Below are 22,898 nucleotides of genomic sequence, written 5' to 3'. Positions count from 1 at the left end.
TCCTTTTTAATATTCGTTCTCAATATCCGACTCTTCTTTTTGTTGATTATTCGGCTTTTCTTTAGTATCATCACCTTCCATAATAATATCGGTGTGTTGATTCAACTCCATTTCAAGATTTAACTCAACTTGCCTTTGTAGTTTTTCTTTTAATACATCCTCCTTCACAAATGGTTTTTCTAATTCTGCAGCAGCGTTGATTTGTTGTTTCTTTAAATATTCGAAATCTTCTTCTGCTTGCTGTTTCAAAGATACTAAGTTACTACACGCATTTTCAATTCTGGTTATATTACCAAGTTCACTTTCACCAACAGTGACCTTATTTTCATATACACCTTTTACTTTAATGCAACGATGAAAACCATCTCTACTTGCTTGCAACTCTAATCCACAATAACTACCAAGTGAATACTCTTCCGGCATATTCTCAAGTGATAACATTGTCTTTAAAGCTTCTGCTGCTTTCGTGCGTTCTGTGTAAGTTATACCTTCTATTTTCATACTAAAATCATCCGATTTATGGCTTTCATAAGTAGATATATCTATTTGAAGTTGGGTTATCCTTTGTTTAGCGTTTTCTATTCTTGTTGGATATTGCGTAAGTAATTGCTGTAATCTAGTACGCTCTTTTGCATATGCGGACTTTTCTAGTTGTAACACATACACATCATTATCTAGTTGCATTTTTTCTTTTATGCGAGGATTTCCTGTAGCAAGCATTTTTACTTCAGCACAATCAAGAATAGCATCATCCATATCTTCACAAGAACGACTTGCAGATTTATTTGTTATAACCTGAGTTATAAATTTCAACTTGTTTTCTTGTGTTTGCCACATATATGAGTCAAATGTATTTTCAGTAACATAACGAAAAACATAAACTTCATTAAACATGTTACCTTGCCGAAGTATTCGACCATCACGTTGCTCAATATCAGCCGGGCGCCAAGGGCAATCAAGGTGATGTACGGCAATAAGCCTTTTTTGGATGTTAGTGCCTGCCCCCATCTTATTAGTAGAACCAAGTAGTACTCTAATTTCACCATTTCTGCATTTTTCAAATAGTTTTGCTTTTTGATCGTCTGTTTTTGCATCGTGTATATATGCAATGTCCTTTTCAGGAATACCTTTTGCCATTAGGTTTTTCTTTATCTCGTCATACACATTTGTAAACTTATCCATATCGATAACATAAACACCATCAACCTCTATCATAGGTATCTTGTTACCTTTAGGTGTAGATAAGTCGCAAAATACAAGCTGACAACCTTTATTCATGTTTGTTTTTTGATATAAATTATATATGTTATTGCAGCACTTGAACACCTTCGAATCATTATCTACAGGCGCATTACCATCAACCAATCTTGGATCAAGAGCAACCATTCTGCCCCAATGAGTTATCATAAGCATATTTAGAATGCTTGGATCTACGGTTCCACTTCTAACTTTTTCGGCATCATCTGCTAGCATATTTATATAATTCTTTATATAGTCATTAGGTTTGGATACTTCTATTATTGGTTTACCTGTTGCCATTTTAGGAACAGGTAAATTCAAGTCAGCCGCAACTTTTATATCAGCAACCTGTGAAAACATATTTATTAATTCAGGTAAATTAAAGAACTTTGCAAAACGTGTTTTCATCCTGTATCCTTTACCTTCAGGTTTTATTTCAAGTCCAGTAACCGTTTGGCCGAATGTGCTTGCCCACTCATCAAAATAGGAAATGCCACTATTATATAAAACATCGGGTTGCAAATATCTCTGCATTACAAACATTTCTGTCATAGAGTTTGAAATTGGAGTACCTGTAGCAAAGATTACTCCTTTACCGTCATTTTTATTTGTTATGTATTTTGATTTCATAAGCATATCAAAACTCTTTTGTGCATTTGAGGTAGCAACTCCAGAAATGTTAGACATTTTAGTATGAACAAAGCAGTTTTTATAATAATGAGCTTCATCTACAAATATATGGTCAACACCAGTTTGTTCAAAGGTTATAACATTATCCTTTGTCTTTGAATTTAGCTTTTCAAGCTTAGATTCAAGCTTTTTCTTTTGATTTTCAAGCTGCTTAACTGTATATTTCTGTCCGTCTTCATCCTTCATAGAAATGACTGCGTTTGTTATTTCGTCAATTTGAGATTTCATTTCTTGACGAACATATTCATCGGACATTGGTATTTTTTCGAATTGTGTATGTCCAATGATTACTGCATCATAGTCACCAGTACAAATTTTGCTGATAAAACGTTTCCTGTTTTCAGGCTGAAAATCTTTTTTTGTGGCTACAAGAATGTTTGCAGTAGGGTAAAGCTTGAGAAAATCTCCGCCCCACTGTTCGGTTAAATGGTTAGGTACAACAAACAATGGCTTATTTGCTATTCCTATACGTTTAAGCTCCATAGCAGCTGCTACCATTGTGTAAGTTTTACCTGCGCCTACAACGTGACCGAGTAAAACATTTCTGCTACCGTAAAGAATACGAGCTACAGCATTATTTTGATGTTCTCTTAACTCTATTAAATTGCTCATTCCATCATAAGTTAAATGGCTTCCATCAAAAGTACGAGGACGATATACATTAAACCTGTCGTTATATGCCTTTACAATTTCATTTACCCTTGATACGTCAGAACATATATAGTTTTTAAACTCATTTTTAACAAGCTCCTGTTTTTGCCTTGCTGCTTGTGTTTCCTTAAAATTAAATTCTCTTTTTTCTTTGCCATCTTCATAAATAGTATCATATACTTTGCATTCTCTTAAATTTAAAGTATCTTCAACAATTTCAAAAAATGACTTTCTTTTTGTACCATATACGGAAGTGCTTTTAACGCTGTCATATAGCTTTTTATTGTATATTGTATATTCACACGTATATGAATTATAGGTTAAACAAACTCTAAAATCACTTTGTAGATCATTTACCTGTCTGTATCTTGAGGGAAGTTCAGAAATCTCATATATAAATTCTTTTACAAACTTTATATCAATCCATGAGCTTCCGAGCCTAAAATCTATTTCATCTATTTCAAGTGGTTTAGGCTGAACAGTTTCTAAAGCTTTTACATGATTATTGTAAAGCTCTGGCTCCTGTTGTGCTTTTAGCCTTGCATAATCAAGTTTTAGTTTCACATTGCCAGTAAGGTATTCATCAGCTGTTTCCCATTTGTTGTCCTGTGGATTGAGATATATTTTACCTTTAAGATTATTTGTGACATCTTGGACAGAGCAATCAAAGCTATTTGCCATATATTCAATATCTAGATAACCTTTAGTCGACATAGACAAGGTAATTAAATCCTCATAGGTTTTTGGCTCAAACTTTTCAATAGGATTGATTGTTGCCTGTGTAAATATCTTTGATTTTATGATGTTTTTATCCTTATCAATATCTTCAATAGAAAAAAGTAACGGACTGTCGCTATCATCTTGAAATACGTTTTTATTAACTTTATCTGTAATATATCCGTATTTTTTCACAAAGGTATCATACTCAGAGTTTAACTTACTTTGACGTACTCCTAGTTCTTGAGGAGAGTAATTCGGTACTAACTGAAGATCAATAACTTCTCTTAATGCTAATCGTATTTGATGCATTCCTTTAATACGTTCCGCCTTTACCCCGTTAAATTTGCATAACTGCATCGTTTCATTTTCGCGATAATAAATATTATCGTCAATTACTGTATATGTGTAATTTTTTACGTTAGGGTCGGCAGTAAAGCTTTCTTGTTCATTTTCGCTTTCGCTTTTTGAAACAAATCCTATCTTTTTTACTTCTGTACCTTTCGTGAAATCATTTATACGTTTTGTTAGTTCAGCGTATAAATCAAAGTTATTGAACGGTTTTAATACTGCACTCTGTCCAAATTGTGAGCTTTCAAATACCATTTTACCTAATAGGTTTTGAGGATTATCTAGGTAATATTGATTTACAGGGACATTATCCTCTGTTAAACCAATATGCACCCATTCAGGCTCACATACAACTGGTTTTTCACGTTTGCGTAAAAATATAATGTCGGTTGTAACCTCTGTTCCTGCAATTGCTTTAAATGCTATGTCGGGAAGTCTTACTGCACCGATAAGTTCTGCTCTTTGTGCAATATATTTTCTAAAGCTTGGGTTAGCCTTATCCATGGTTCCTTTACTACTGATAAATGAGATAATACCGTTTGGCTTAACCTTATCAATTGTTTTTGCAAAGAAGTAATCGTGTATTAAAAAGTTCTCTTTAACATACCTTTCATCAAATAACTTGAAATCTCCAAAAGGAACATTACCTATAGAGCAATCAAAAAAGTTATCTTGATATTTAGCATCTTGATAACCTCTAATTTGAATATCTGCTTTTTGATAAAGTTGTTTTGCTATTCTACCAGTTAAGTCGTCAAGCTCGACTCCATAAAGTTTACATTGGCTTAATTCATCAGGAAGCATTGAAAAGAAATTGCCAACACCCATTGAAGGCTCTAGTATTTTACAGTTTACATCAACTCCCATATTTATTATTCCTGTATACATCGCCTCTATAATTTTAGGCTCTGTATAATAAGCGGTTAAGGTAGATTCTCTTGCTTTTTCATATTCAGCAGTTGAAAGCAGTGATTTAAGTTCTGAATATTCGTCATTCCAACCATTTGCATTGCGGTCAAATGCTTGAGATATACCGCCGAAGCCTGTATACCTAGCTAACGTATACTGTTCATCGGCTGTTGCTAGTCTCTTTTCACTTTCAATATGTTTAAGAAGCTTTATTGCTTGAATATTATTCTTATACTTTGCTTTTACTCCGCCATAAAAAACAGCACTATCGTTTTCGTTGATAGTGCTGTTTCTAAAGTTTATTTTATCCGTAAAATCGGTTTGTAGGTTAAATCCTTTGTTTTTGAGCTCTTGTGAATATTCCTGTAGATTCTTTATAGGAAAACCTACCATTGAAACATTCTCATTATCTATGAGTTTTTGCGTTAAAGTGAGGTCAAGTGCTTGTGATATAATATCGGCATCAGTTTTGTACAGTTCAATAAAATCTCCCACTTTAACACCATTTAAATTGGTTGGTAGAGTTCCTCTCTCACCATTTCTTCGGCTTGTTGAGCTATCCATTCCATATGTCGAGCTGTTACCAAAATTTCGTCCGTTATTGGTCTTGGATTCGTCCTCTCTATTTGTTCCATGAATGATAGCTTCATTTCTGATAATTGTTCCTCTCTCTCGTGAAGTTTCTTCATTAGAGTTCCTTCCAGTGTCAGCTCCCAAAACCTGTCGTTGTAATTCTCCTCCATGTATTTCATTAGCGTTCTGCCATACTTGCCCAAAGGATAATTGTCTGCTTCCGGAATTATTTCTATTTGTGGTGCTAAAATTGGAGTCCCACTCACTTCGCTGATTTCCTGTTTGTACAGGATTCTGTTGCTCTGTGATCTCAATAGGCCGTTGTTCTCCACTTCGTAAATTTCTCCGTTGATTGTCATTGTTTGATTCATTTTCAACACTCCTTATATTTATAATGTGATTTTCTAATTCAGATAATAGCTTATTCGTTACTTTATTTATGGATTTTCCCATAAAGGATAATGTAGATGGTTGCATACTAGCTACTGCTTGAAATTTACTTTCATATCCAATCGGTGAAAGCACACCAAGCTTTCTACACACAATATAGTAAGCGCTGTTTTTAATAATACGCTCATAGGGCTTTAGTTCCTTTGGTAACTGGTTAACTTGATATATTCCTGCCACCATACATTGTATACTGTCTTTTAACCGGTTCGATTGTAAATGATATTTTATTTTTAATGCTGAGTGCAATAATTCTTGCTCTGTTTCATTATGCAGTTGAAATCGGTTTACATCTATTTGAATATCTTCACCATTGGTTTGGCTAACATCATATAACCTATCTTCTATCAACTTATCGTTCTTTTGGTTAATTGTGATGATTGGTCGAGCTCCAAATTTCAGATACCGTCCTATTTTGTTCCAAGTTCTTTCATCAGCTATCAGCTGTGCATTTTTTTCTTGTCCAAAAATCATTACTTGGTTCAAAAACGAATGCTTGTGAACGCTTGTTGCACAATTTAAATACTCTATCCAATGTGATTTTACATCATTTAAACATTGATTGTAAATAGGTAATAGCTTTTCTTTTTGGTCAATTATCTGAGGCCCAGATATTGGACTTGTTATTGATGAAGACGTAAGTTTAAATTGTCCATTATTTTGCTCAGTAATGGTCGATTCTTTTGAAAGTGGTATATTATATTTTTCACAGTATGTTGGTAAATCCTCTTTTTCTTTTAGTGTTAAATATTGTTCCATTCTTATGAGCTTATCAATTCGGTTTTGAACCTCATTCCATTTTAATAATTTTTCACTTCTGTTTTCAGATGTACCCTTCTTAATCGTAATACCCCTTGCATCATGCCATTGGTCTAATTGTGTTCCAGTAACAGCCGGATATACGCCACCTGTTCCATACTCATGTTTTAAAAATTCTTCGTTTTCTTTTGAAGTAGCTTCCTTTTTAAAATGAAGAAATATTCGAAATTTCCCCTCCACAAAGCCACTGCCTTGACATAGTACAGCTGATATATCCTGTTCTGTAATCTGTGCAATATCAATCAGTGTTTCATTATCTGCCATGGTATTCACTCTCCTTGTTGTCTATCTCTTTCTGTCCTCACTCTGCATTTATACGGACTTGTGACCGTCAATATTTCTATTGGTTGCATTAAGGAGAGAGGGGGATTAAACCCCTCTAGTTAGTTATATTCTTTTGATAGAATTCTAAAGCTTTAATGATATACTCTTCATACTTTGAAGTGGATAAAGATGAAGGTATATATGTCTGTATCTTTTTTATTGGTAGTTTTACAGCATTTACTTTCTTTTCTTTTACTTCGAATATTGCACCGGAAAGAATGAGAATAATTGTATCAGTATTCAACTTACCTTTGTTCGAATATTCTTTCAACTTTTCGGCTTTCTTCATATCCACCTTATACTCAGTTGTATCTAAAACATCAGCTAAATCATACTGTTCTTTTTCTTTCAAAAAAGAAATATCAACTGCAGGACGAATAGCAATTTTCCCTTCATCAACTATTTCAAGTAAGGGTGCAATAAGATAAGTAAGTCGGATATAACGCTTGACATTAGTTAGTGACATGGAATTTTTATTAGCGACTAAATCAGTTCCATCCAACTTCAGTCCCACTGGGTCTGAAGTTTCATCAAGCCCACTGTTATCGCATTTGTAAGCATTTTCTTCTGCTAAAATTTCATCTAATTCTTGTAATAAATCAGTTCGCTTACCTTGACTTTTCAATGCGTCATATTCCAGTTTTAAAGCTTTTGCTATTTCACTTGGCAGCATGTCAGCAAAGCCACGTTGCTTGTTACTTTCGACTACTATTAAAGCAGCCGTTGAGTCATCTGCATTTTTTATAATACAAGGTAATGTTTCTAACCCCACCATACTAGCGGCAACATGACGATGATGTCCAGCTAATATTTCATATGAGCCACGTATCTCTGGATGGACACGAACAATTAAAGGAACGAGTATTCCTTGCTCCTTTATACTTTCAGCTAATTCGTTTAATCGCTCACCTGGTCTAATTCGAAATGGGTGTTCTTTAAATGGTATTAGCTTCTTTAATTGGATTGTATCAATCATTGCGTCTGCTTTATCAAATATTTCTTTTGTTGATTTAAAGTTGCTTTTTGATATAATATCTTCTTTTGCAGATTCTCCTGTTGGCTTTTTTAAACCTTTTAAATAGTCCGTATTAAATTTACTTGACATGGGTTCTTCCTCCTTATCGTTCTAAATCATCTTCGTATTCCGTAAGCAGTTGGTTCTGCTTTTGTATGAGGTATTGAGGGTATAAATAATATTTGTTTTCTAGAAGGCTAAAGTTACAACACCTAATTTGCAAAGCTTCTGGTGCATGTTCTGTTGTAATAAGCTGATATAACTTTTGGGCTTTTTTATATATTTGCTCATGATTCTTATTGCACCAATCAAGTTGATTTCGAATTAACTCTTTATAATTTTGTTGGTCTTTTGTGATTGCCGGCATATCGTTAATTTCAATTTTACTGCACATGCTTTTTAAAACCGGTATCATATTGTTAAAGTTAATTGCTCCAAGCTGACCATTGTCTATTTTTAAAAAGTCCACTTGGTTTTTCATAGAAAGATGCTTTGCTTTTGGTGAAGTTAAAGGTGCAAAGAAATGATGCTTATTAACACTGAATACAACACCTACAAAAGGTCTTCTTTGCTTTTCATCCATTAAAAAAGGGACTTTCTTATCGAAAGTCCGCAAATAATCGCAATATTTATCGTTTACTCTATATAAATTAAGTTTCATTTTATCTCCTAAAAATAGAAAAGAGGCTAGGTGAAAAAACCTAACCTCTTACTTTTTTAATTCCCACTCATGGTAGGGTTCACCGCTTTTTTAGCTCCCACTTGACGGTAGGGTTCACCGCTTTTTTGATTCCCACTCATGGTAGGGTTCACCGCTTTTGATAGTTTCCTATCGGTATTATTATTGTATGATATATTTAAAAATATGTCAACACAATAATAAATATTCATCTACAAATTCGATATAAGCCTGTACACCTTTACCGGCCTTATCATATTCGTAGATATTCTTCCCATCATTACATTCTGCAAGTTTTGTACTAAAAGGTATTGAAGTATTAAAAATATGGATATCAGATCCAAACACTTCACGTAAAGCCGTTAAAAACTCTTTTGCAATGTTTGTTCTAATATCCACTCTAGTAGGTAGTATGCCAGCTATTTGTAAGTTGGGATTTTTTCTTCGTTTGATTTTACCTATCTCATCAAATAAAGATTGAATACCTTTAGTTGAAAAATATTGAGGTTCTGATGGTATTATTAACTCATCCGCTGCTACAATTGCATTCTCTGTTAAGTTACCAACGTTAGGCATACAGTCTATGATAATGTAATCATAATTATTCTTAATATCACTCAGTAAGCTCTCTAAAGCATATTCACCATCTTGAAATCCAGATAACATTCTATCTATTTTATGTAAATCATCATTACCTACAATAAAATCAACACCATGAATTGTGTGAATGTACTCTGCTGTGATATGTGCTGTTTCTTTTTCTTGCAGTTTATCAAGCATGAGCTTTGCTATTGTGTATTCTTCATTATCGGGAAAGTTAATGCCTAAACTCATACTTAAATTTCCTTGTGAGTCTAAATCTATTAAGAGAACTTTATAGCCCTTATTTGCTAAACCTATACCAAATGCATTTGTTGTGGTAGTCTTAGCTACTCCACCTTTTTGATTTACTACTGCAATTATTTTACTCATTGTTGTCATTCTCCTTGTTTTTTAATAATAAGGTTGCATATAGTCGAGAATATTTGCTATTCCGATTTTTGTGTGGACCGTTTACCTCAGAAACGCTCATGCTCTTTTCTAGTACTAACATTACGTTTTGTAGTTCTTGATCTGTACCGGTTAATTTTGCTTTAATCATAAAAACACTCCTTATTGAAATGAATAATGGGGACGAATGGTCGCAAGCTCGTTGCCGGGAGAAAAGTAACTTTGCTCTTTTGTCATTATTTCACGCTCCTTATTTCATAAAATCATGTCATGCTTAACACGTTGGCTGTAATATGTGTCCATTGTTTGTGGTGCGTTGTATAAAGCCGTAATTAAATATGACCTTATATTTTTTATTTGTGTAGTGTTTTGTGATAAACATAAGCAAACGTACTGTATATGCTCATACGATAACTTCATGAAAATACTCTTAACAACTCCTAAAGGCTTGACCTCTCCACCAATTCTTATGGTGGAAGAAGTGCTACATATGACATCAACCATAACTGATACAATGTTGTCTATGTATTCAGACTCTCCTGGTATCTGTTTGCAAAGGGTATATTCTATGTTTTCTTTGATAATTTCTGTTGTGTTTTGAATCGTATCTATCTCATCGGCTTCATGCTCATGTGGATAGATTGATTGATAATCAGTATCACTAAGATCAGTTTGATTAGGATAAGTATTATTTGTATGGCTATTTGACAGGTTAAGAGTTGGCTTTTTGACAGCTTTGGAGTTGTCATTTTGACAAGTCCAGAATTGTCGTTCTACCAAGTCCTGAGGTGTCATTATGACAGGTTCGGAGTTGTCGTTTTGACAAGTCCAGCTTTTTATATCTGTGTAATTGAGTAAAAACAAAAGATTGGGCTTGTTTAAACCTTGTCTTACTTCCTGCATCAACCCGAATTCTTTTAGCTGATTAATAGCTTTTAAGACCGGTTTAATTGATATACCAAGTAAATCGCACATTTCGTCCCTTGTCATAATTAGGTAGACTTCATTGCTTTCATTTACCCAGTTGTTTTTTAAGCTCAATTCATGTCTATCTCGCAGTAAGGAGTAAAGAACCTTTGCATCATTGGATAAACTGTTCTTCAATTCACCTTGAAACAAAAACTTGGGCATTTGATAAAATTGATTTGATGTTACATCGGATAAGGTATAACGTTTGAACATGGATAAAACTCCTTTATGATTTGAATTTGCAATGGGGACGAATTGTCTCAAGCTTAATGGAATGCTGAGCATTTTGCTTTTTTGTCATTGATTTTCACTTCCTCTCGAGTTTTTATAGTATAAAAAACAGAAGTATTATTAAAATACTTCTGTTAATTACGACAAAATTATTCATTCAAATATGGTATAATATTATATCAAATCTTGAACGTGTAACTTTTAATCAAAGGGTCCGGAGTTCGAATCTCCGGTGGATCACCAAAAGAAATCCTTCTCGGTAATAATCGAGGGGGATTTTTGTTTGTTCCTAAAACAAAAATAAAAACTTTAAGTAGTACAGTTTGGAAAGACTGTACTATTTTTTTGTTATCGTTTTTAGAGATTAACTTAAATTGGGAAGAAAAAATATTGCGATGCTAGCTATTACTTATTTTATAGTATATGAACTACTTTAGACTAGTCTTTATAGAATTGCTTTCCTTTACATATAATGGGTATAGTGATATTATATTAATTACAAACAAAATAATTGTGAGACTATATCATGTAACTTTCTTCAAGTTTGTTTGATTTTTGTCATCACCTTAATATGCAATCTGAAACCACAGAAGGAGTTTTATTATATGAAGAAATTAAAAACACAAAGTAAGTATATTATCATTTCAGCTATTATTTTATTAGGAATTATCTTAATTGTAGTAATCACAAATGTTATAAGAACATGCGTCGTTAATGAACTCAAATATAATAAAACGCTTAATTTACTTTTACATAGTAATAATGCAATTAAATGGTCAGATGAAACCTTTGAAAAGGTGGCTAGGATAAGCCTCAACAAGCCAACGGGTGTTATTACTATTGGAGACTGTGCTAAAATAAAAAGATTTCAATGTGTAAATAACTCAATAAATAATTTATCAGATATTAAATATTTTTCAAACCTAACCTCTCTTACCATTGGTGAGGGTAATATAAGTGACTTAACCCCCTTAAAAAACTTAAAAAAGCTTGAAAGCCTTGAAATATATAATAATAACATTAGTGATATTAGCCCTTTAGCTGAATTATCAGAATTGCGATATATTAACCTAAATCAAAATAAAATAAGTGATATCTCTCCAATAGCTAACCTAAGCAATTTAGAAAAACTTGATTTTGATAGAAATCAAATAAGTAATATTACTCCCATTACAAGTTTGAAAAAACTGAACAGCCTTTCTATTCAAGAAAACAAAATACAAGATATAAGCCCTGTTTCAGATATGATTAACTTAACAGAACTTTTTCTTGGTTATAATCAAATAAATAATATTATGGCTGTTGAGAAATTAGTGAATTTAAATAAGCTTTATCTTGATGGAAATCAAATAAGTAATATTACTCCCATTACAAGTTTGAAAAAACTGAACAGCCTTTCTATTCAAGAAAACAAAATACAAGATATAAGCCCTGTTTCAGATATGATTAACTTAACAGAACTTTTTCTTGGTTATAATCAAATAAATAATATTATGGCTGTTGAGAAATTAGTGAATTTAAATAAGCTTTATCTTGATGGAAATCATATAAGTGATATAAATCCAATTTCTAACTTAAATAATCTTACAATACTTGGACTACATAATAATTTTATAAGCACACCTGGGTATACCAAGAATTTTGTGTAAATAGAAAAACAATCAGAACAAGAAATAGGAACAAAATAGTAATTGACATAGTGTATAGGTTAGTTGAAACAAGTTTATTTAATGACAAAAGGGGCATGCCCCTTTTGTCATTAAATTTTGGCGGATGAACATAGAATCATCCAGCGATTCTGTCCGAAAACATGATGTTTAATTGGTTTAAAACAACGTCCCAATTTCGACAACGTTGTGTCCATCGTTCGACAATTTTTTTTGAAGCTAAATACAGTATCCTTTTTAAACTATCATCATTTTGAAATGATGGTTTATTCTTGGTTATTTGTCTGAACTGCCTGTTTAATCCCTCAATAATATTAGTTGTGTATATTATTTTCCTTACATCAGTTGGATATGCAAAAAAGGTTGATAGTATATCCCAGTTATCCTCCCAACTCTTTATGCAAGAAGGATAACTTTTACCCCATTTTTCTTTGAATGATATTAGATTATTCAATGCTTCTTCCTCTGTAACAGCTTGATATACTAGTTTTAGATCTGCCATTAACTTCTTGATATCTTTGTATCCTACATATCGTGTTGAATATCGAATTTGATGTATAATACAACGTTGAATGTGCGCTTTGGGATATGCTGCATTGATTGCTTCTTTAAAACCTTTTAAACCGTCAACACAAAATAGGTATACATCTTGCAAACCCCTTGATTTCAAGTCATTCATAACGCTCAACCAGAATTTTGAGCTCTCGTTTTCTCCAATCCAAATGCCCAATATATCTTTATTTCCTTCAAGTGTAATTCCTAAAACCACATATGCTGCTTTCGTTACAAACTGATTGTTTTCTTTTACTTTGTAGTGTATTGCATCCATGAACACAAATGGGTATACACTATCTAGTGGACGGTTTTGCCATGCTGTTACTTCCGGCATTATTTTTTCTGTTATCTTGCTTACTAGTCCATCTGAAATTTCTACATCATAAAGATTTTTTACTTGTTCAGCAATATCTCGTTGAGACATGCCACAAGAGTAAAGTGCAATAATTTTTTCTTCCATCCCGTCAGCATTACGATTATATTTACCAATAATTTGTGGTTCAAATTCACCGTTTCTATCACGAGGAACATTAATATCCACTTCGCCAAGTTGTGTTTTAACTGTTTTCTTTGAATATCCATTTCGATAATTTTTCGACATGCTTTTTCCGTCATCGTTCGCTATTCTTTGACTTTTTTGGTAACCCAATTCTTCGTCTAATTCACTATCCATAACTTGCTGAAGAACATCTTTGAACATCTCTTTCATTGCCTGCATAACCTCTGTTGTGCTTGTGAAGTTTTGGCTGTTCACATACTCTTTTAATAACTCTTTCGGTTGCTTTTCCATAAAAAAATACTTCCTTTCATACTTGAATTTATTATCTTAATTCTTGTCTGATTGGAAGTACCTTATTCACTTTTACACAAAATTTTCGGGAGTCTCTCACACCTATTTTAACTTTGAATAAATTGTCGATAATTGGACTCAAAAACAACCCCATTATTGATTGGTCACCAAGTGATAACGTAAACCTTGTATTAGGAAAACCAGAATAAACATTATAAATTATACCATTTAACTATAGAAGGCAAATGATACTATTATCATTTGCCTCAGCTTGTAGAAAAAGTCCCCTAAATTTGATGATTTAGGGGACTTTTGACGCGAAAAATGGTATAATTAAATAGGGTGATTAAATGTTAGTTAAAGCTAAAAAAGACCGAACACAAGTAGAGTTTTTGTGCTTAGAAGAATTTATTCCAGCAGAACATTTGCTTAGAAAAATAGATAGTGCAGTGGATTTCTGTCATATATATGATTTCGTAGAGGATTTGTATTGTAAAGATAATGGAAGACCAAGCATAGACCCAGTAGTACTAATCAAAATGGTCTTAATACAACATTTGTATGGAATAAGTTCGTTGCGCAAATTGGTAGAAGAAGTACAAATGAACTGTGCATATCGTTGGTTTTTAGGATATTTAATGACAGAACAAATACCTCACTTTACAACAATAAGTTATGCCTTTAAACATAGATTTAACGAGAATACTATTGCATGCATTTTCAACTGGATATTGAATGAAATCAATGATATGGGATATCTTGACCCAGAGGTGGTATTTGTAGATGGAACCCATATAAAAGCAAATGCAAATATAAAAAAGGTTGTAAAGAAATCAATCCCCGTAGCAGCAAAACATTATGAGAAACAACTAATGGACGAAATCAATAAAGATAGAGAAGAACATAAAAAAAAGCCATTTGACGATACAAAGCCACCTAAAATAGAAGAAAAAATCATCAATGAATCAACCACTGACCCTGAAAGCGGTGTATTTCATAAAGGAGAGCATAAGAAATGCCTTGCTTATGAAGCACATACAGCTTGTGACAAAAAAGGCTACATTGTAGATGTTCATGTAACAGCAGGCAATGTACATGACAGCGTAGCATTCGATGATTTGTATGATAAATTAAAAGAAAACCACCCCGAAATCCAAACAATAGTGGCAGATAGTGCCTACAATACTCCCTATATTGCAAAAAGACTTATAGATGATGGAAAAGATTTATTAGTACCATATCGTAGACCAATGACAAAACAAGGCTTTTTTAAGAAATATGATTTTTCATATGATGAATATTTTGACTGTGTAGTATGTCCAAACAATAAAGTTTTACACTATTCCACCACGAATAGAGAAGGATACAAAGAATTTAAAAGCAATCCAAACGACTGTAAAATCTGTGGGTTTCGTTACAAATGCACTGAAAGTAAAGAATTCCAGAAACAATACACAGTTCATGTTTGGCATGAGTACTTAGAGCAAGTTTCAGATATTCGTTATGCAATAAAATACAAAGATCTTTATGCACAGCGAAAAGAAACGATTGAGCGAGTTTTTGCTGATGCGAAAGAAAAATACGCAATGCGTTATACACCTTATCGAGGTCTTGCCCAAGTAACAAACTGGGTTAGGCTTAAATTTGCGTGCATGAACCTTAAAAAGCTGGCAATACATAAGTGGAGGGTGAACTCTCCTTTTTGTATCCTTTCCACTTTTTTCAAATTTTCAACCATATATTCAAAAGCCCGACTTTGGTTACGCCAAAATCGGGCTTTTTCTTCAGACTGAGGCAAATGATACTATTATCATTTGCCTTCTACTAATTATATTTTGTATTTGATTTTTAGCAAATCCATTTTAAAGGTTTTGAAAAGACTGTATTTTATTAGATATCATTATTTATTTTATGTTTTTGATATCTTTTGTAGCATCTTTTAAAATCTCTATAAATTGAAGTTCATATGATTTTAACTGGCTTCTATTGCGATATACAACAATATCTTTGCTTAACCCAACATCACTACATTTCTTTTGAACAAGGCCGTGAAGGTCCAACTCTTCTTGAGGGACGGGGCTAACCCAAAGATAAGTTCCATTAACACGGTTTAAAAAATCGAATTGACTCCCTCTGTCATAAACGTATATACGGCTTGCAGCACGTTGGCTTAATAATTTATTGGTTTTGTTTGGCGGTATTGATGGGATTTGGAAGTCCCCATGTGCTATTTCTATAAACTCAGAAAGAAGATGATATGGAATATCAGGGAGCTTAGCAAGTGGATGATTTTTGCTCATCATAACACACATTTGAAATTCGCAGATTACTTCATATTGAAGATTGTTTTCTTTCATCAAATTTAAAAAGTATTCTTCATATATGTTTTGGTAACGAACAAGAGCAATAGAGGAATCATCGCAACTAACATTTGAAATTGCACTAACGCTGTTGGTTTCTTTATATTTAATATCCAAAGGAACGTTTCGACTAAGTGTGTTTAAAAACTTGCTGAATGCAACTGAAACATAGGTTGCTCTTGGTACGCTGATATTCAATTTAATTGAATTTTCCTGTTGGGGAGTATAAAGATTTTTGAGTTCATCCATTTGGTTTAAAATATTTTTGGCATATCGTAAAAATTGCATTCCTTCGGGGGTAGGCTCGACTCCTCTTGAATTACGTGAAAACAAGGTGATGCCGATTTCGCTTTCCAATTCTTTTATGCTTTTGCTTAAATTAGGCTGTCCCATGAATAAATTTTTTGCTGCAGAAGTAATACTACATGATCTTTCGACTTCAATAACATAACGCAATTGTTGTAAATTCAAAATATAACCCTCCCAAATTTATCTATTCGTTCAATATATAACAAACATATATAATAAACATTTCAAAAGAATATCTTAGTATGTTAAAATTATAACAAGGATGAAATAGTATACATAATTTATGATAAAAGAACTGTATTATAAATTTATTATACCATACATGTAACTATTTTTATAGTCTTAATATTCTTATATGATTAAGATATAAGACAAAAAATCCGTATTGAAAAATATATTTATTGGAGGAAGTTTATTATGGCACGCTTTACTTTACCAAGAGATTTATACCATGGAAAAGGCTCAATTGATGAGCTGAAAAACTTTAAAGGAAAAAAAGCTATCGTAGTCGTTGGTGGCGGAAGCATGAAACGCTTTGGCTTTCTTGATATTGTTGTTAACAATTTAAAAGAAGCAGGGATGGAAGTACAACTTTTTGAAAATGTTGAGCCGGATCCAAGTGTTGAGACAGTAATGAAAGGCGCAAAAGCAATGCAAGAGTTTCAACCAGATTGGATTGTTGCAATGGGCGGTGGATCACCAATTGATGCAGCTAAAGCAATGTGGGCTTTCTATGAATACCCTGAAGTAACATTTGAGGATTTGATTATTCCTTTTAACTTCCCAACTTTACGTACAAAGGCTAAATTCTGCGCAATTCCTTCTACTTCAGGTACAGCAACAGAAGTAACTGCATTTGCTGTTATTACTGATTATGCTAAGGGAATTAAATACCCAATGGCTGATTTTAATATCACTCCTGATGTTGCTATCGTTGATCCTGATCTTGCAGAAAAAATGCCACAAAAACTAACTGCTCATACAGGTATGGACGCAATGACACATGCAGTTGAAGCATATGTTTCAACTTTAAATTGTGATTATACAGATCCTCTTGCTTTACATGCAATTAAAATGATTCATGAATTTTTAATTAAATCATATAACGGTGACATGGATGCACGTGATCGTATGCATAATGCACAATGTCTTGCTGGTATGGCTTTCTCTAATGCACTACTTGGTATTGTTCACTCAATGGCTCATAAAACAGGTGCGGCTTATAAAGGTGGACATATTGTACATGGCTGTGCAAATGCGATGTATCTTCCAAAAGTAATTAAATTCAATTCAAAAAATGAACAAGCTGCAGAGCGTTATGCTGATATTGCACGTTTTATTGGATTAAAAGGTTCAACTACAACTGAGTTAGTAGATGCGTTAATAGCTGAAATTCGTTCTATGAATGTTGCTTTAAATATTCCTATGTGTATCAAAGATTATGAGGGCGGCATTATAGACGAAAAAGAATATATGGATAAATTAGCAAAAGTTGCCGAGCTTTCTATCAGTGATGCTTGTACAGGTTCCAATCCTCGTATTCCAACGCAAGAGGAAATGGAAAAACTATTAAAAGCTGTATACTTTGATGAAACAATTAACTTTTAGTTTCATAAGTTTGAATGACTGAGAATGCAATGTATGACAAAAGACAAAGCTGCAAAACGTGGCTTTGTTTTTTGCTTAATAGTTGTTAAATATGTAGTAGAGTACATATGAGGATAATGAATACTTATAAAAATGGAAAGGTATTAGAATATGTTTAAAATAGTAGAAAAAACAGCTCTTAACTCCACTGTTACTAAAATGGTAATCAGTGCACCGTTAATTGCAAAAAAAGCACAACCGGGACAATTTATTATTGTTCGTGCTAAAGATGACAGCGAACGCATTCCGTTGACTGTTGCGGATTATAACCGAGAGGCAGGAACAGTAACAATTATATTCCAAATTGTTGGCGCTGGAACAATGGAGCTTAATTCGTTAAAAGAAGGCGAATATGTTCATGACTTCGTAGGTCCTTTGGGAACTGCAAGCCATTTGGACGGATTGAAAAAAGTTGCCGTTGTAGGTGGTGGCGTTGGATGTGCAATCGCTTATCCGGTTGCAAAAAAACTACATGAGCTTGGTTGCGAAGTTCACAGTATTATTGGATTTCGAAATAAAGATTTAGTGATATTAGAAGATGATTTTAACGCTGTAAGTGATAAGCTTGTTATGATGACTGATGACGGAAGCTATGGTGAAAAAGGGCTTGTAACAAATGCACTTGAACAGCTGATTAACAATGGAAATCAGTATGATGAAGTAATTACAATTGGTCCACTTCTTATGATGAAATTTGTTTGTCAAGTTACAAAAAAATATGATATTAAAACAACAGTCAGCATGAATCCTATTATGATTGATGGTACGGGTATGTGCGGCGGTTGTCGATTAACTGTTGGTGGGGAAACCAAATTTGCATGTGTTGATGGCCCTGATTTTGATGGCCATTTAGTGGACTTTGATGAAGCAATGCATCGTGGTTCCATGTACAAGGATTTTGAAGCACATGCAAGAGAATCCTCCTGCAACCTATTAAATAAGGAGGTAAAATAATTATGCCTAATATGAATCCTAAAAAATGTGAAATGCCCGTACAAGATCCATTGGTAAGAAATAAAAACTTCAAAGAGGTTGCTTTGGGGTATACATATGAGATGGCTGTTGAAGAGGCAAAGCGTTGCTTGAACTGTCCGAAAAAGCCTTGTGTGAATGCATGTCCAGTTTCTATTGATATTCCTGCATTTATTAAAAAAGTAGCAGAAGAAGATATGGAAGGTGCATATGAAATTTTAAGTGCGAGCAGTGCACTTCCTGCAGTATGCGGCCGTGTATGTCCTCAAGAAAATCAATGTGAAGGTAAATGCGTGCGAGGTATTAAAGGTGAAAGCGTTGGAATAGGACGTCTAGAACGATTTGTTGCTGATTATCATCGTGAACATAGTAAAGTAGTGCCAACTGTTCCGACTTCTAACGGACACAAAGTAGCAATCATCGGTGCAGGCCCTACAGGTTTGACTGCAGCGGGCGATTTAGCAAAGCTTGGCTATAAAGTTACTGTTTATGAGGCATTGCATGTTGCCGGCGGCGTTTTAATGTATGGTATACCTGAATTCCGTTTGCCAAAAGCAATCGTTCAAAAAGAAATTGATGGACTAAAGGCAATGGGCGTAGACATTGAAACCAATATGGTGATCGGTAAAGTATTAACAATAGATGAGCTTTTTGAAATGGGGAATGAAGCAGTATATATCGGAAGTGGAGCAGGTCTTCCTCGTTTTATGAATATTCAAGGTGAAAGCTTAAACGGTGTATATTCAGCAAATGAATACTTAACTCGTGTCAACTTAATGAAGGCATACAAAGCTGACAGTAAAACACCAATTAAAAAAAGTAACAGTGTTGCGGTTGTTGGCGGTGGTAACGTAGCAATGGACGCTGCTCGTTCAGCAAAACGTCTTGGTGCCGAGAAAGTTTATATTGTATACCGCCGTGGCATGGAAGAGCTTCCTGCACGTAAAGAAGAAGTAGAACATGCTGAAGAGGAAGGCATTATCTTTAAAACGCTGACAAATCCTGTTGAGGTGCTTGGTGATGAAAAGGGTATGGTTTGCGGAATGAAATGCGTAGAAATGGAACTTGGTGCACCAGATGAAAGCGGACGCCGTCGCCCTATTGAAAAAGCAAACAGTGAATTTGTACTTGATGTTGATACAATGATTATGTCTATCGGTACAAGCCCTAACCCATTAATCAGAAGTACTACACCGGGACTTGATACAAATCGTCATGGTTGTATTATTACAAACGGCGATGATGGGTTAACCTCTCGTGAAGGTGTTTATGCAGGTGGCGATGCAGTAACAGGTGCTGCAACTGTTATACTTGCAATGGGTGCTGGAAAACAAGCTGCAAAAGCAATAGATGAATATATTAAAAGCAAGAAGTAAATAGAAGAAAACGATGGCATTTTAGCCATCGTTTTTTATCTACTTTAACTTTATAAGTTTAAACAAGAAATCTAAACTTTTTTGCTTTTTCTTTTTGATAAAAACCAAAACATTAGCATGATAACAGTATAGGAGTATTGAACAATAAATTGTATCCATTCCGGACGTGAATACCAACCGACCAATATATACAGAGGTAATCCCAATATGCCATTTTTATGATCTAAAACTGTATGTTCAAAATTAAATGCTTTATTTAATAGAATACTATCTTTTGCAATCATACCGATATCTTTAAATGCCGATAAGCCTTCATGTATACTGTAGCCAAGCAGAAATCCAGCTTGTAGTATTAAGTATCCTAAAGTGATATTAAATATTACTTTTAGATTAACTTTAATCAAAGAATAAAATATTAAAACTGTTAAAATAAGAGATGCAAATACACCGGTGAAAGTGGATATCAAACTATACTTACCCGCAAAAGTGAAAATTGCGATTTCAGCACCTTCACGAGAAACCATTGTTAGTGCTACTAAAAAAATTCCCGCTGAAGACATGTTTAAATCAATGGTATCTTTAACATGGGAAACCATATTGCTTCCATGTTTTATCATCCAAATAATAAAACCTGTTACAAGTAACAATGCAGCAAAACTCGAACCGGACTCCCATAACTTTGTGAAGCTCTCGGTGTTATTTACATATCCGCTAACAAGGTTTAGAATAAGACCTACTAAAACGGATAAAACTATGCCACTTAAAACACCAAACCAAATGTATTTTATCATTTGATTTTTTTTAAGCTTCTTTAAATATTGTATCATGATTGCTATTATTAAAAACGCTTCTAAACCTTCTCTAAACCCCATGATTGTTCCTGACAAAAAATTATTCAAATTCAATCCTCCTTTAATTTATGTAGTTAGCATACACTAACTGAGTGCGCATGTCAACCGACAATATATGGAAAACCGATATGATTAGTAGGGAAAAGATTGTTATATAAAAGAAAGCAAACCTCAGAAATCCTTTCTAGAATCCCTGAGGTTTGCTGTTTTGCGTTATTTTATAATGCTATCCATTCTATCCCACTTGAATAAAAATGAAATTATGATATAATAATTTTAACAGATTACTATATATTTCAATAGATTTAATATAGTATAAAGGCAGTTAATTTGGCAGAACAGAAAGGAGATGCTCATATGAATTTTTGGGTACATCTCATATTAGCAATTTTGTTTACCGTATATTTTGGCTTTCGCTTTGTTAAAGATAAGTATCTTTATGAATTGTTATTTGTTATTTGGATTCCAAGCACTTTATTGACTTATTTGTCTCGTAATGCAACATTTACATTATGCTTAGGATTATTCCAAATCGTAATGTTTATACTTGTAATATACTTTATGTTTCGAAGACGTGGCGATCGTAGAATGAAAACTTTGCAAATGTTATCTGAAATGGCAGCAGATAAATTGCCGAATAACGAAGAACTGGAAAATCCACAAAAGACAGAAAAAGAAATTGACGAATAAAGTTGTGGGCGAACATAGTTTGTGTTGTTCGCCCATATTTATTGTTATAGCTTATTGGGAGGGAATTTATGAAACTGGTTGTATTAGACAGCTACGCTGCTGTTTCCAATGATTTATCGTTGGATTGTTTGAATAAATATTGTGATGAAATGACTGTATATGATCGTACATTACCCCAAGATACCGTTGTAAGAATTGGGAATGCAGAAATGGTGATTGTGAATAAAACATTATTGCATAAAGAGGTATTAGAACAATGTCCAAATTTAAAATATATCGGGCTTTTTGCAACCGGATATAATATTATTGATATTGATTACTGTAAAGAACATGGTATTGTTGTAGCCAATGCTCCGGCATATTCCACAAGCGGTGTTGCACAGCTTACTTTTGCTTTTTTAATGCATTTTTACAATAAAGTAGACCAGCATAACAATGAGGTACACAATGGAATGTGGACGAATTGTCAAGATTTTTGTTTTTATGATAAAGGAATTTCTGAGTTAATGGGTAAAACGATTGGTTTAATCGGTTTTGGCAGTATTGCAAAGCAAGTGGCACGAATTGCGCAAGCATTTGATATGCGTGTACTTGTAAGCTCTCGAACACGTTATCCTGAATATGAAAGCAATACGCTTCGTTTTGTAGATATGAATACCCTTTTGAAAAACAGTGATATTATCTCTATTCATTGTCCGCTGTTTCCCGAAACCAGAAACCTAATTAACCAAGAGGCAATTGATAAAATGAAGCCAAACGCAATATTGATTAATACTGCAAGAGGACCAATTATTGACGAAAAGGTTGTTGCAAAAGCATTAAATGAAGGAAGAATTGCAGGCGCTGGTGTCGACGTTGTGAGTGCTGAGCCAATTAAAGCAGATAATCCACTTTTATCTGCAAAAAACTGTGTGATTACTCCGCATATTGCTTGGGCAGGTAAAGAAACAAGAGCACGTTTAATTCAAATTGTAGCGGAGAACCTAAAGAACTTTGTTTTAGGAAATCCAAGCAACAATGTAGCAAAATAATCGAATTTCAATTATTATCATAAAATCAGAGCATCATCGTTAACCG

General features: G+C 33.6%; 17 protein-coding genes. 7 read left to right on the top strand and 10 right to left on the bottom strand.

The annotated features are described in order from the left end of the window. Nucleotides 1-6: 6 nt before the first annotated feature. The 7 genes from RBG61_RS06395 to RBG61_RS06370 form a co-directional block, all read right to left on the bottom strand. On the bottom strand, nucleotides 7-5,121 hold the full coding sequence (locus RBG61_RS06395; protein WP_373889730.1) for a DEAD/DEAH box helicase family protein: 5,115 nt from the start codon (nucleotides 5,119-5,121) through the stop codon (nucleotides 7-9). After that, nucleotides 5,064-5,489 carry a TnpV protein gene (locus RBG61_RS14020; RefSeq protein WP_373889740.1) on the bottom strand — a complete coding sequence of 142 codons (426 nt, stop codon included), beginning with the start codon at nucleotides 5,487-5,489 and terminating at the stop codon, nucleotides 5,064-5,066. Before RBG61_RS14020 ends, RBG61_RS06395 begins: the two co-directional genes overlap by 58 nt. Before the next feature lie 1,286 nt (nucleotides 5,490-6,775). Then, complete coding sequence (locus RBG61_RS06390) at nucleotides 6,776-7,825, bottom strand: ParB/RepB/Spo0J family partition protein (protein ID WP_307946881.1); 1,050 nt, start codon at nucleotides 7,823-7,825, stop codon at nucleotides 6,776-6,778. A 13-nt stretch (nucleotides 7,826-7,838) separates the two neighbouring features. Further along, nucleotides 7,839-8,396, bottom strand: coding sequence for a type III toxin-antitoxin system ToxN/AbiQ family toxin (locus tag RBG61_RS06385; RefSeq protein ID WP_307946879.1), 558 nt, complete (start codon nucleotides 8,394-8,396; stop codon nucleotides 7,839-7,841). A 207-nt stretch (nucleotides 8,397-8,603) separates the two neighbouring features. Beyond that, on the bottom strand, nucleotides 8,604-9,386 hold the full coding sequence (locus RBG61_RS06380) for a ParA family protein (RefSeq protein WP_307946877.1): 783 nt from the start codon (nucleotides 9,384-9,386) through the stop codon (nucleotides 8,604-8,606). Continuing rightward, complete coding sequence (locus tag RBG61_RS06375) at nucleotides 9,379-9,555, bottom strand: hypothetical protein (RefSeq protein ID WP_307946874.1); 177 nt, start codon at nucleotides 9,553-9,555, stop codon at nucleotides 9,379-9,381. The genes RBG61_RS06380 and RBG61_RS06375 overlap by 8 nt, the downstream gene beginning before the upstream one ends. 104 nt (nucleotides 9,556-9,659) lie before the next feature. Then, on the bottom strand, nucleotides 9,660-10,586 hold the full coding sequence (locus RBG61_RS06370; protein WP_307946872.1) for a DUF6017 domain-containing protein: 927 nt from the start codon (nucleotides 10,584-10,586) through the stop codon (nucleotides 9,660-9,662). Nucleotides 10,587-11,209: 623 nt separating this feature from the next. Between RBG61_RS06370 and RBG61_RS06365 the strand changes: the two genes are divergently transcribed. After that, complete coding sequence (locus tag RBG61_RS06365; RefSeq protein ID WP_307946870.1) at nucleotides 11,210-12,253, top strand: leucine-rich repeat domain-containing protein; 1,044 nt, start codon at nucleotides 11,210-11,212, stop codon at nucleotides 12,251-12,253. Nucleotides 12,254-12,389: 136 nt separating this feature from the next. Here RBG61_RS06365 and RBG61_RS06360 read toward each other — a convergent pair whose 3' ends face one another. Beyond that, complete coding sequence (locus RBG61_RS06360) at nucleotides 12,390-13,616, bottom strand: IS256 family transposase (RefSeq protein ID WP_307942478.1); 1,227 nt, start codon at nucleotides 13,614-13,616, stop codon at nucleotides 12,390-12,392. A gap of 350 nt (nucleotides 13,617-13,966) precedes the next feature. Between RBG61_RS06360 and RBG61_RS06355 the strand changes: the two genes are divergently transcribed. Then, nucleotides 13,967-15,409 carry an IS1182 family transposase gene (locus RBG61_RS06355; RefSeq protein WP_307942466.1) on the top strand — a complete coding sequence of 481 codons (1,443 nt, stop codon included), beginning with the start codon at nucleotides 13,967-13,969 and terminating at the stop codon, nucleotides 15,407-15,409. Nucleotides 15,410-15,520: 111 nt separating this feature from the next. Here RBG61_RS06355 and RBG61_RS06350 read toward each other — a convergent pair whose 3' ends face one another. Beyond that, a complete protein-coding gene (locus RBG61_RS06350; RefSeq protein WP_307946867.1) occupies nucleotides 15,521-16,447 on the bottom strand; it encodes a LysR family transcriptional regulator in 927 nt (308 codons plus the stop codon). A 255-nt stretch (nucleotides 16,448-16,702) separates the two neighbouring features. Between RBG61_RS06350 and RBG61_RS06345 the strand changes: the two genes are divergently transcribed. From RBG61_RS06345 to gltA, 3 genes are all read left to right on the top strand, one after another. Then, nucleotides 16,703-17,893 (top strand): iron-containing alcohol dehydrogenase, encoded by a 1,191-nt coding sequence (locus RBG61_RS06345; protein WP_307946865.1) that lies wholly within the window; start codon nucleotides 16,703-16,705, stop codon nucleotides 17,891-17,893. Nucleotides 17,894-18,043: 150 nt separating this feature from the next. Beyond that, complete coding sequence (locus tag RBG61_RS06340) at nucleotides 18,044-18,886, top strand: sulfide/dihydroorotate dehydrogenase-like FAD/NAD-binding protein (RefSeq protein WP_307946863.1); 843 nt, start codon at nucleotides 18,044-18,046, stop codon at nucleotides 18,884-18,886. Nucleotides 18,887-18,888: 2 nt separating this feature from the next. Then, on the top strand, nucleotides 18,889-20,280 hold the full coding sequence (gene gltA / locus RBG61_RS06335; RefSeq protein WP_307946860.1) for an NADPH-dependent glutamate synthase: 1,392 nt from the start codon (nucleotides 18,889-18,891) through the stop codon (nucleotides 20,278-20,280). A 71-nt stretch (nucleotides 20,281-20,351) separates the two neighbouring features. On the opposite strand, the gene RBG61_RS06330 is transcribed toward gltA, so the two are convergent. After that, nucleotides 20,352-21,179, bottom strand: a complete 828-nt coding sequence (locus RBG61_RS06330; RefSeq protein ID WP_307946857.1) for an FTR1 family iron permease — start codon at nucleotides 21,177-21,179, stop codon at nucleotides 20,352-20,354. Nucleotides 21,180-21,488: 309 nt separating this feature from the next. Between RBG61_RS06330 and RBG61_RS06325 the strand changes: the two genes are divergently transcribed. After that, nucleotides 21,489-21,821 carry a hypothetical protein gene (locus RBG61_RS06325; RefSeq protein ID WP_307946854.1) on the top strand — a complete coding sequence of 111 codons (333 nt, stop codon included), beginning with the start codon at nucleotides 21,489-21,491 and terminating at the stop codon, nucleotides 21,819-21,821. Nucleotides 21,822-21,889: 68 nt separating this feature from the next. After that, nucleotides 21,890-22,852 (top strand): D-2-hydroxyacid dehydrogenase, encoded by a 963-nt coding sequence (locus RBG61_RS06320; protein WP_307946852.1) that lies wholly within the window; start codon nucleotides 21,890-21,892, stop codon nucleotides 22,850-22,852. Nucleotides 22,853-22,898: the final 46 nt, after the last annotated feature.

The sequence above is a fragment of the Paludicola sp. MB14-C6 genome (genome assembly GCF_030908625.1).
Taxonomy (GTDB): Bacteria; Bacillota; Clostridia; order Oscillospirales; family Ruminococcaceae; genus Paludihabitans.
This window is presented reverse-complemented; position numbering and strand designations above follow the sequence as displayed.

Excerpts from the sequence above, each read along its gene's own strand:
- RBG61_RS06395 (WP_373889730.1), bottom strand. The coding sequence starts at position 5,121 with ATGGATAGCTCAACAAGCCGAAGAAATGGTGAGAGAGGAACTCTACCA.
- RBG61_RS14020 (WP_373889740.1), bottom strand. The coding sequence starts at position 5,489 with ATGACAATCAACGGAGAAATTTACGAAGTGGAGAACAACGGCCTATTG.
- RBG61_RS06390 (WP_307946881.1), bottom strand. The coding sequence starts at position 7,825 with ATGTCAAGTAAATTTAATACGGACTATTTAAAAGGTTTAAAAAAGCCA.
- RBG61_RS06385 (WP_307946879.1), bottom strand. The coding sequence starts at position 8,396 with ATGAAACTTAATTTATATAGAGTAAACGATAAATATTGCGATTATTTG.
- RBG61_RS06380 (WP_307946877.1), bottom strand. The coding sequence starts at position 9,386 with ATGAGTAAAATAATTGCAGTAGTAAATCAAAAAGGTGGAGTAGCTAAG.
- RBG61_RS06375 (WP_307946874.1), bottom strand. The coding sequence starts at position 9,555 with ATGATTAAAGCAAAATTAACCGGTACAGATCAAGAACTACAAAACGTA.
- RBG61_RS06370 (WP_307946872.1), bottom strand. The coding sequence starts at position 10,586 with ATGTTCAAACGTTATACCTTATCCGATGTAACATCAAATCAATTTTAT.
- RBG61_RS06365 (WP_307946870.1), top strand. The coding sequence starts at position 11,210 with ATGAAGAAATTAAAAACACAAAGTAAGTATATTATCATTTCAGCTATT.
- RBG61_RS06360 (WP_307942478.1), bottom strand. The coding sequence starts at position 13,616 with ATGGAAAAGCAACCGAAAGAGTTATTAAAAGAGTATGTGAACAGCCAA.
- RBG61_RS06355 (WP_307942466.1), top strand. The coding sequence starts at position 13,967 with ATGTTAGTTAAAGCTAAAAAAGACCGAACACAAGTAGAGTTTTTGTGC.
- RBG61_RS06345 (WP_307946865.1), top strand. The coding sequence starts at position 16,703 with ATGGCACGCTTTACTTTACCAAGAGATTTATACCATGGAAAAGGCTCA.
- RBG61_RS06340 (WP_307946863.1), top strand. The coding sequence starts at position 18,044 with ATGTTTAAAATAGTAGAAAAAACAGCTCTTAACTCCACTGTTACTAAA.
- gltA (WP_307946860.1), top strand. The coding sequence starts at position 18,889 with ATGCCTAATATGAATCCTAAAAAATGTGAAATGCCCGTACAAGATCCA.
- RBG61_RS06325 (WP_307946854.1), top strand. The coding sequence starts at position 21,489 with ATGAATTTTTGGGTACATCTCATATTAGCAATTTTGTTTACCGTATAT.
- RBG61_RS06320 (WP_307946852.1), top strand. The coding sequence starts at position 21,890 with ATGAAACTGGTTGTATTAGACAGCTACGCTGCTGTTTCCAATGATTTA.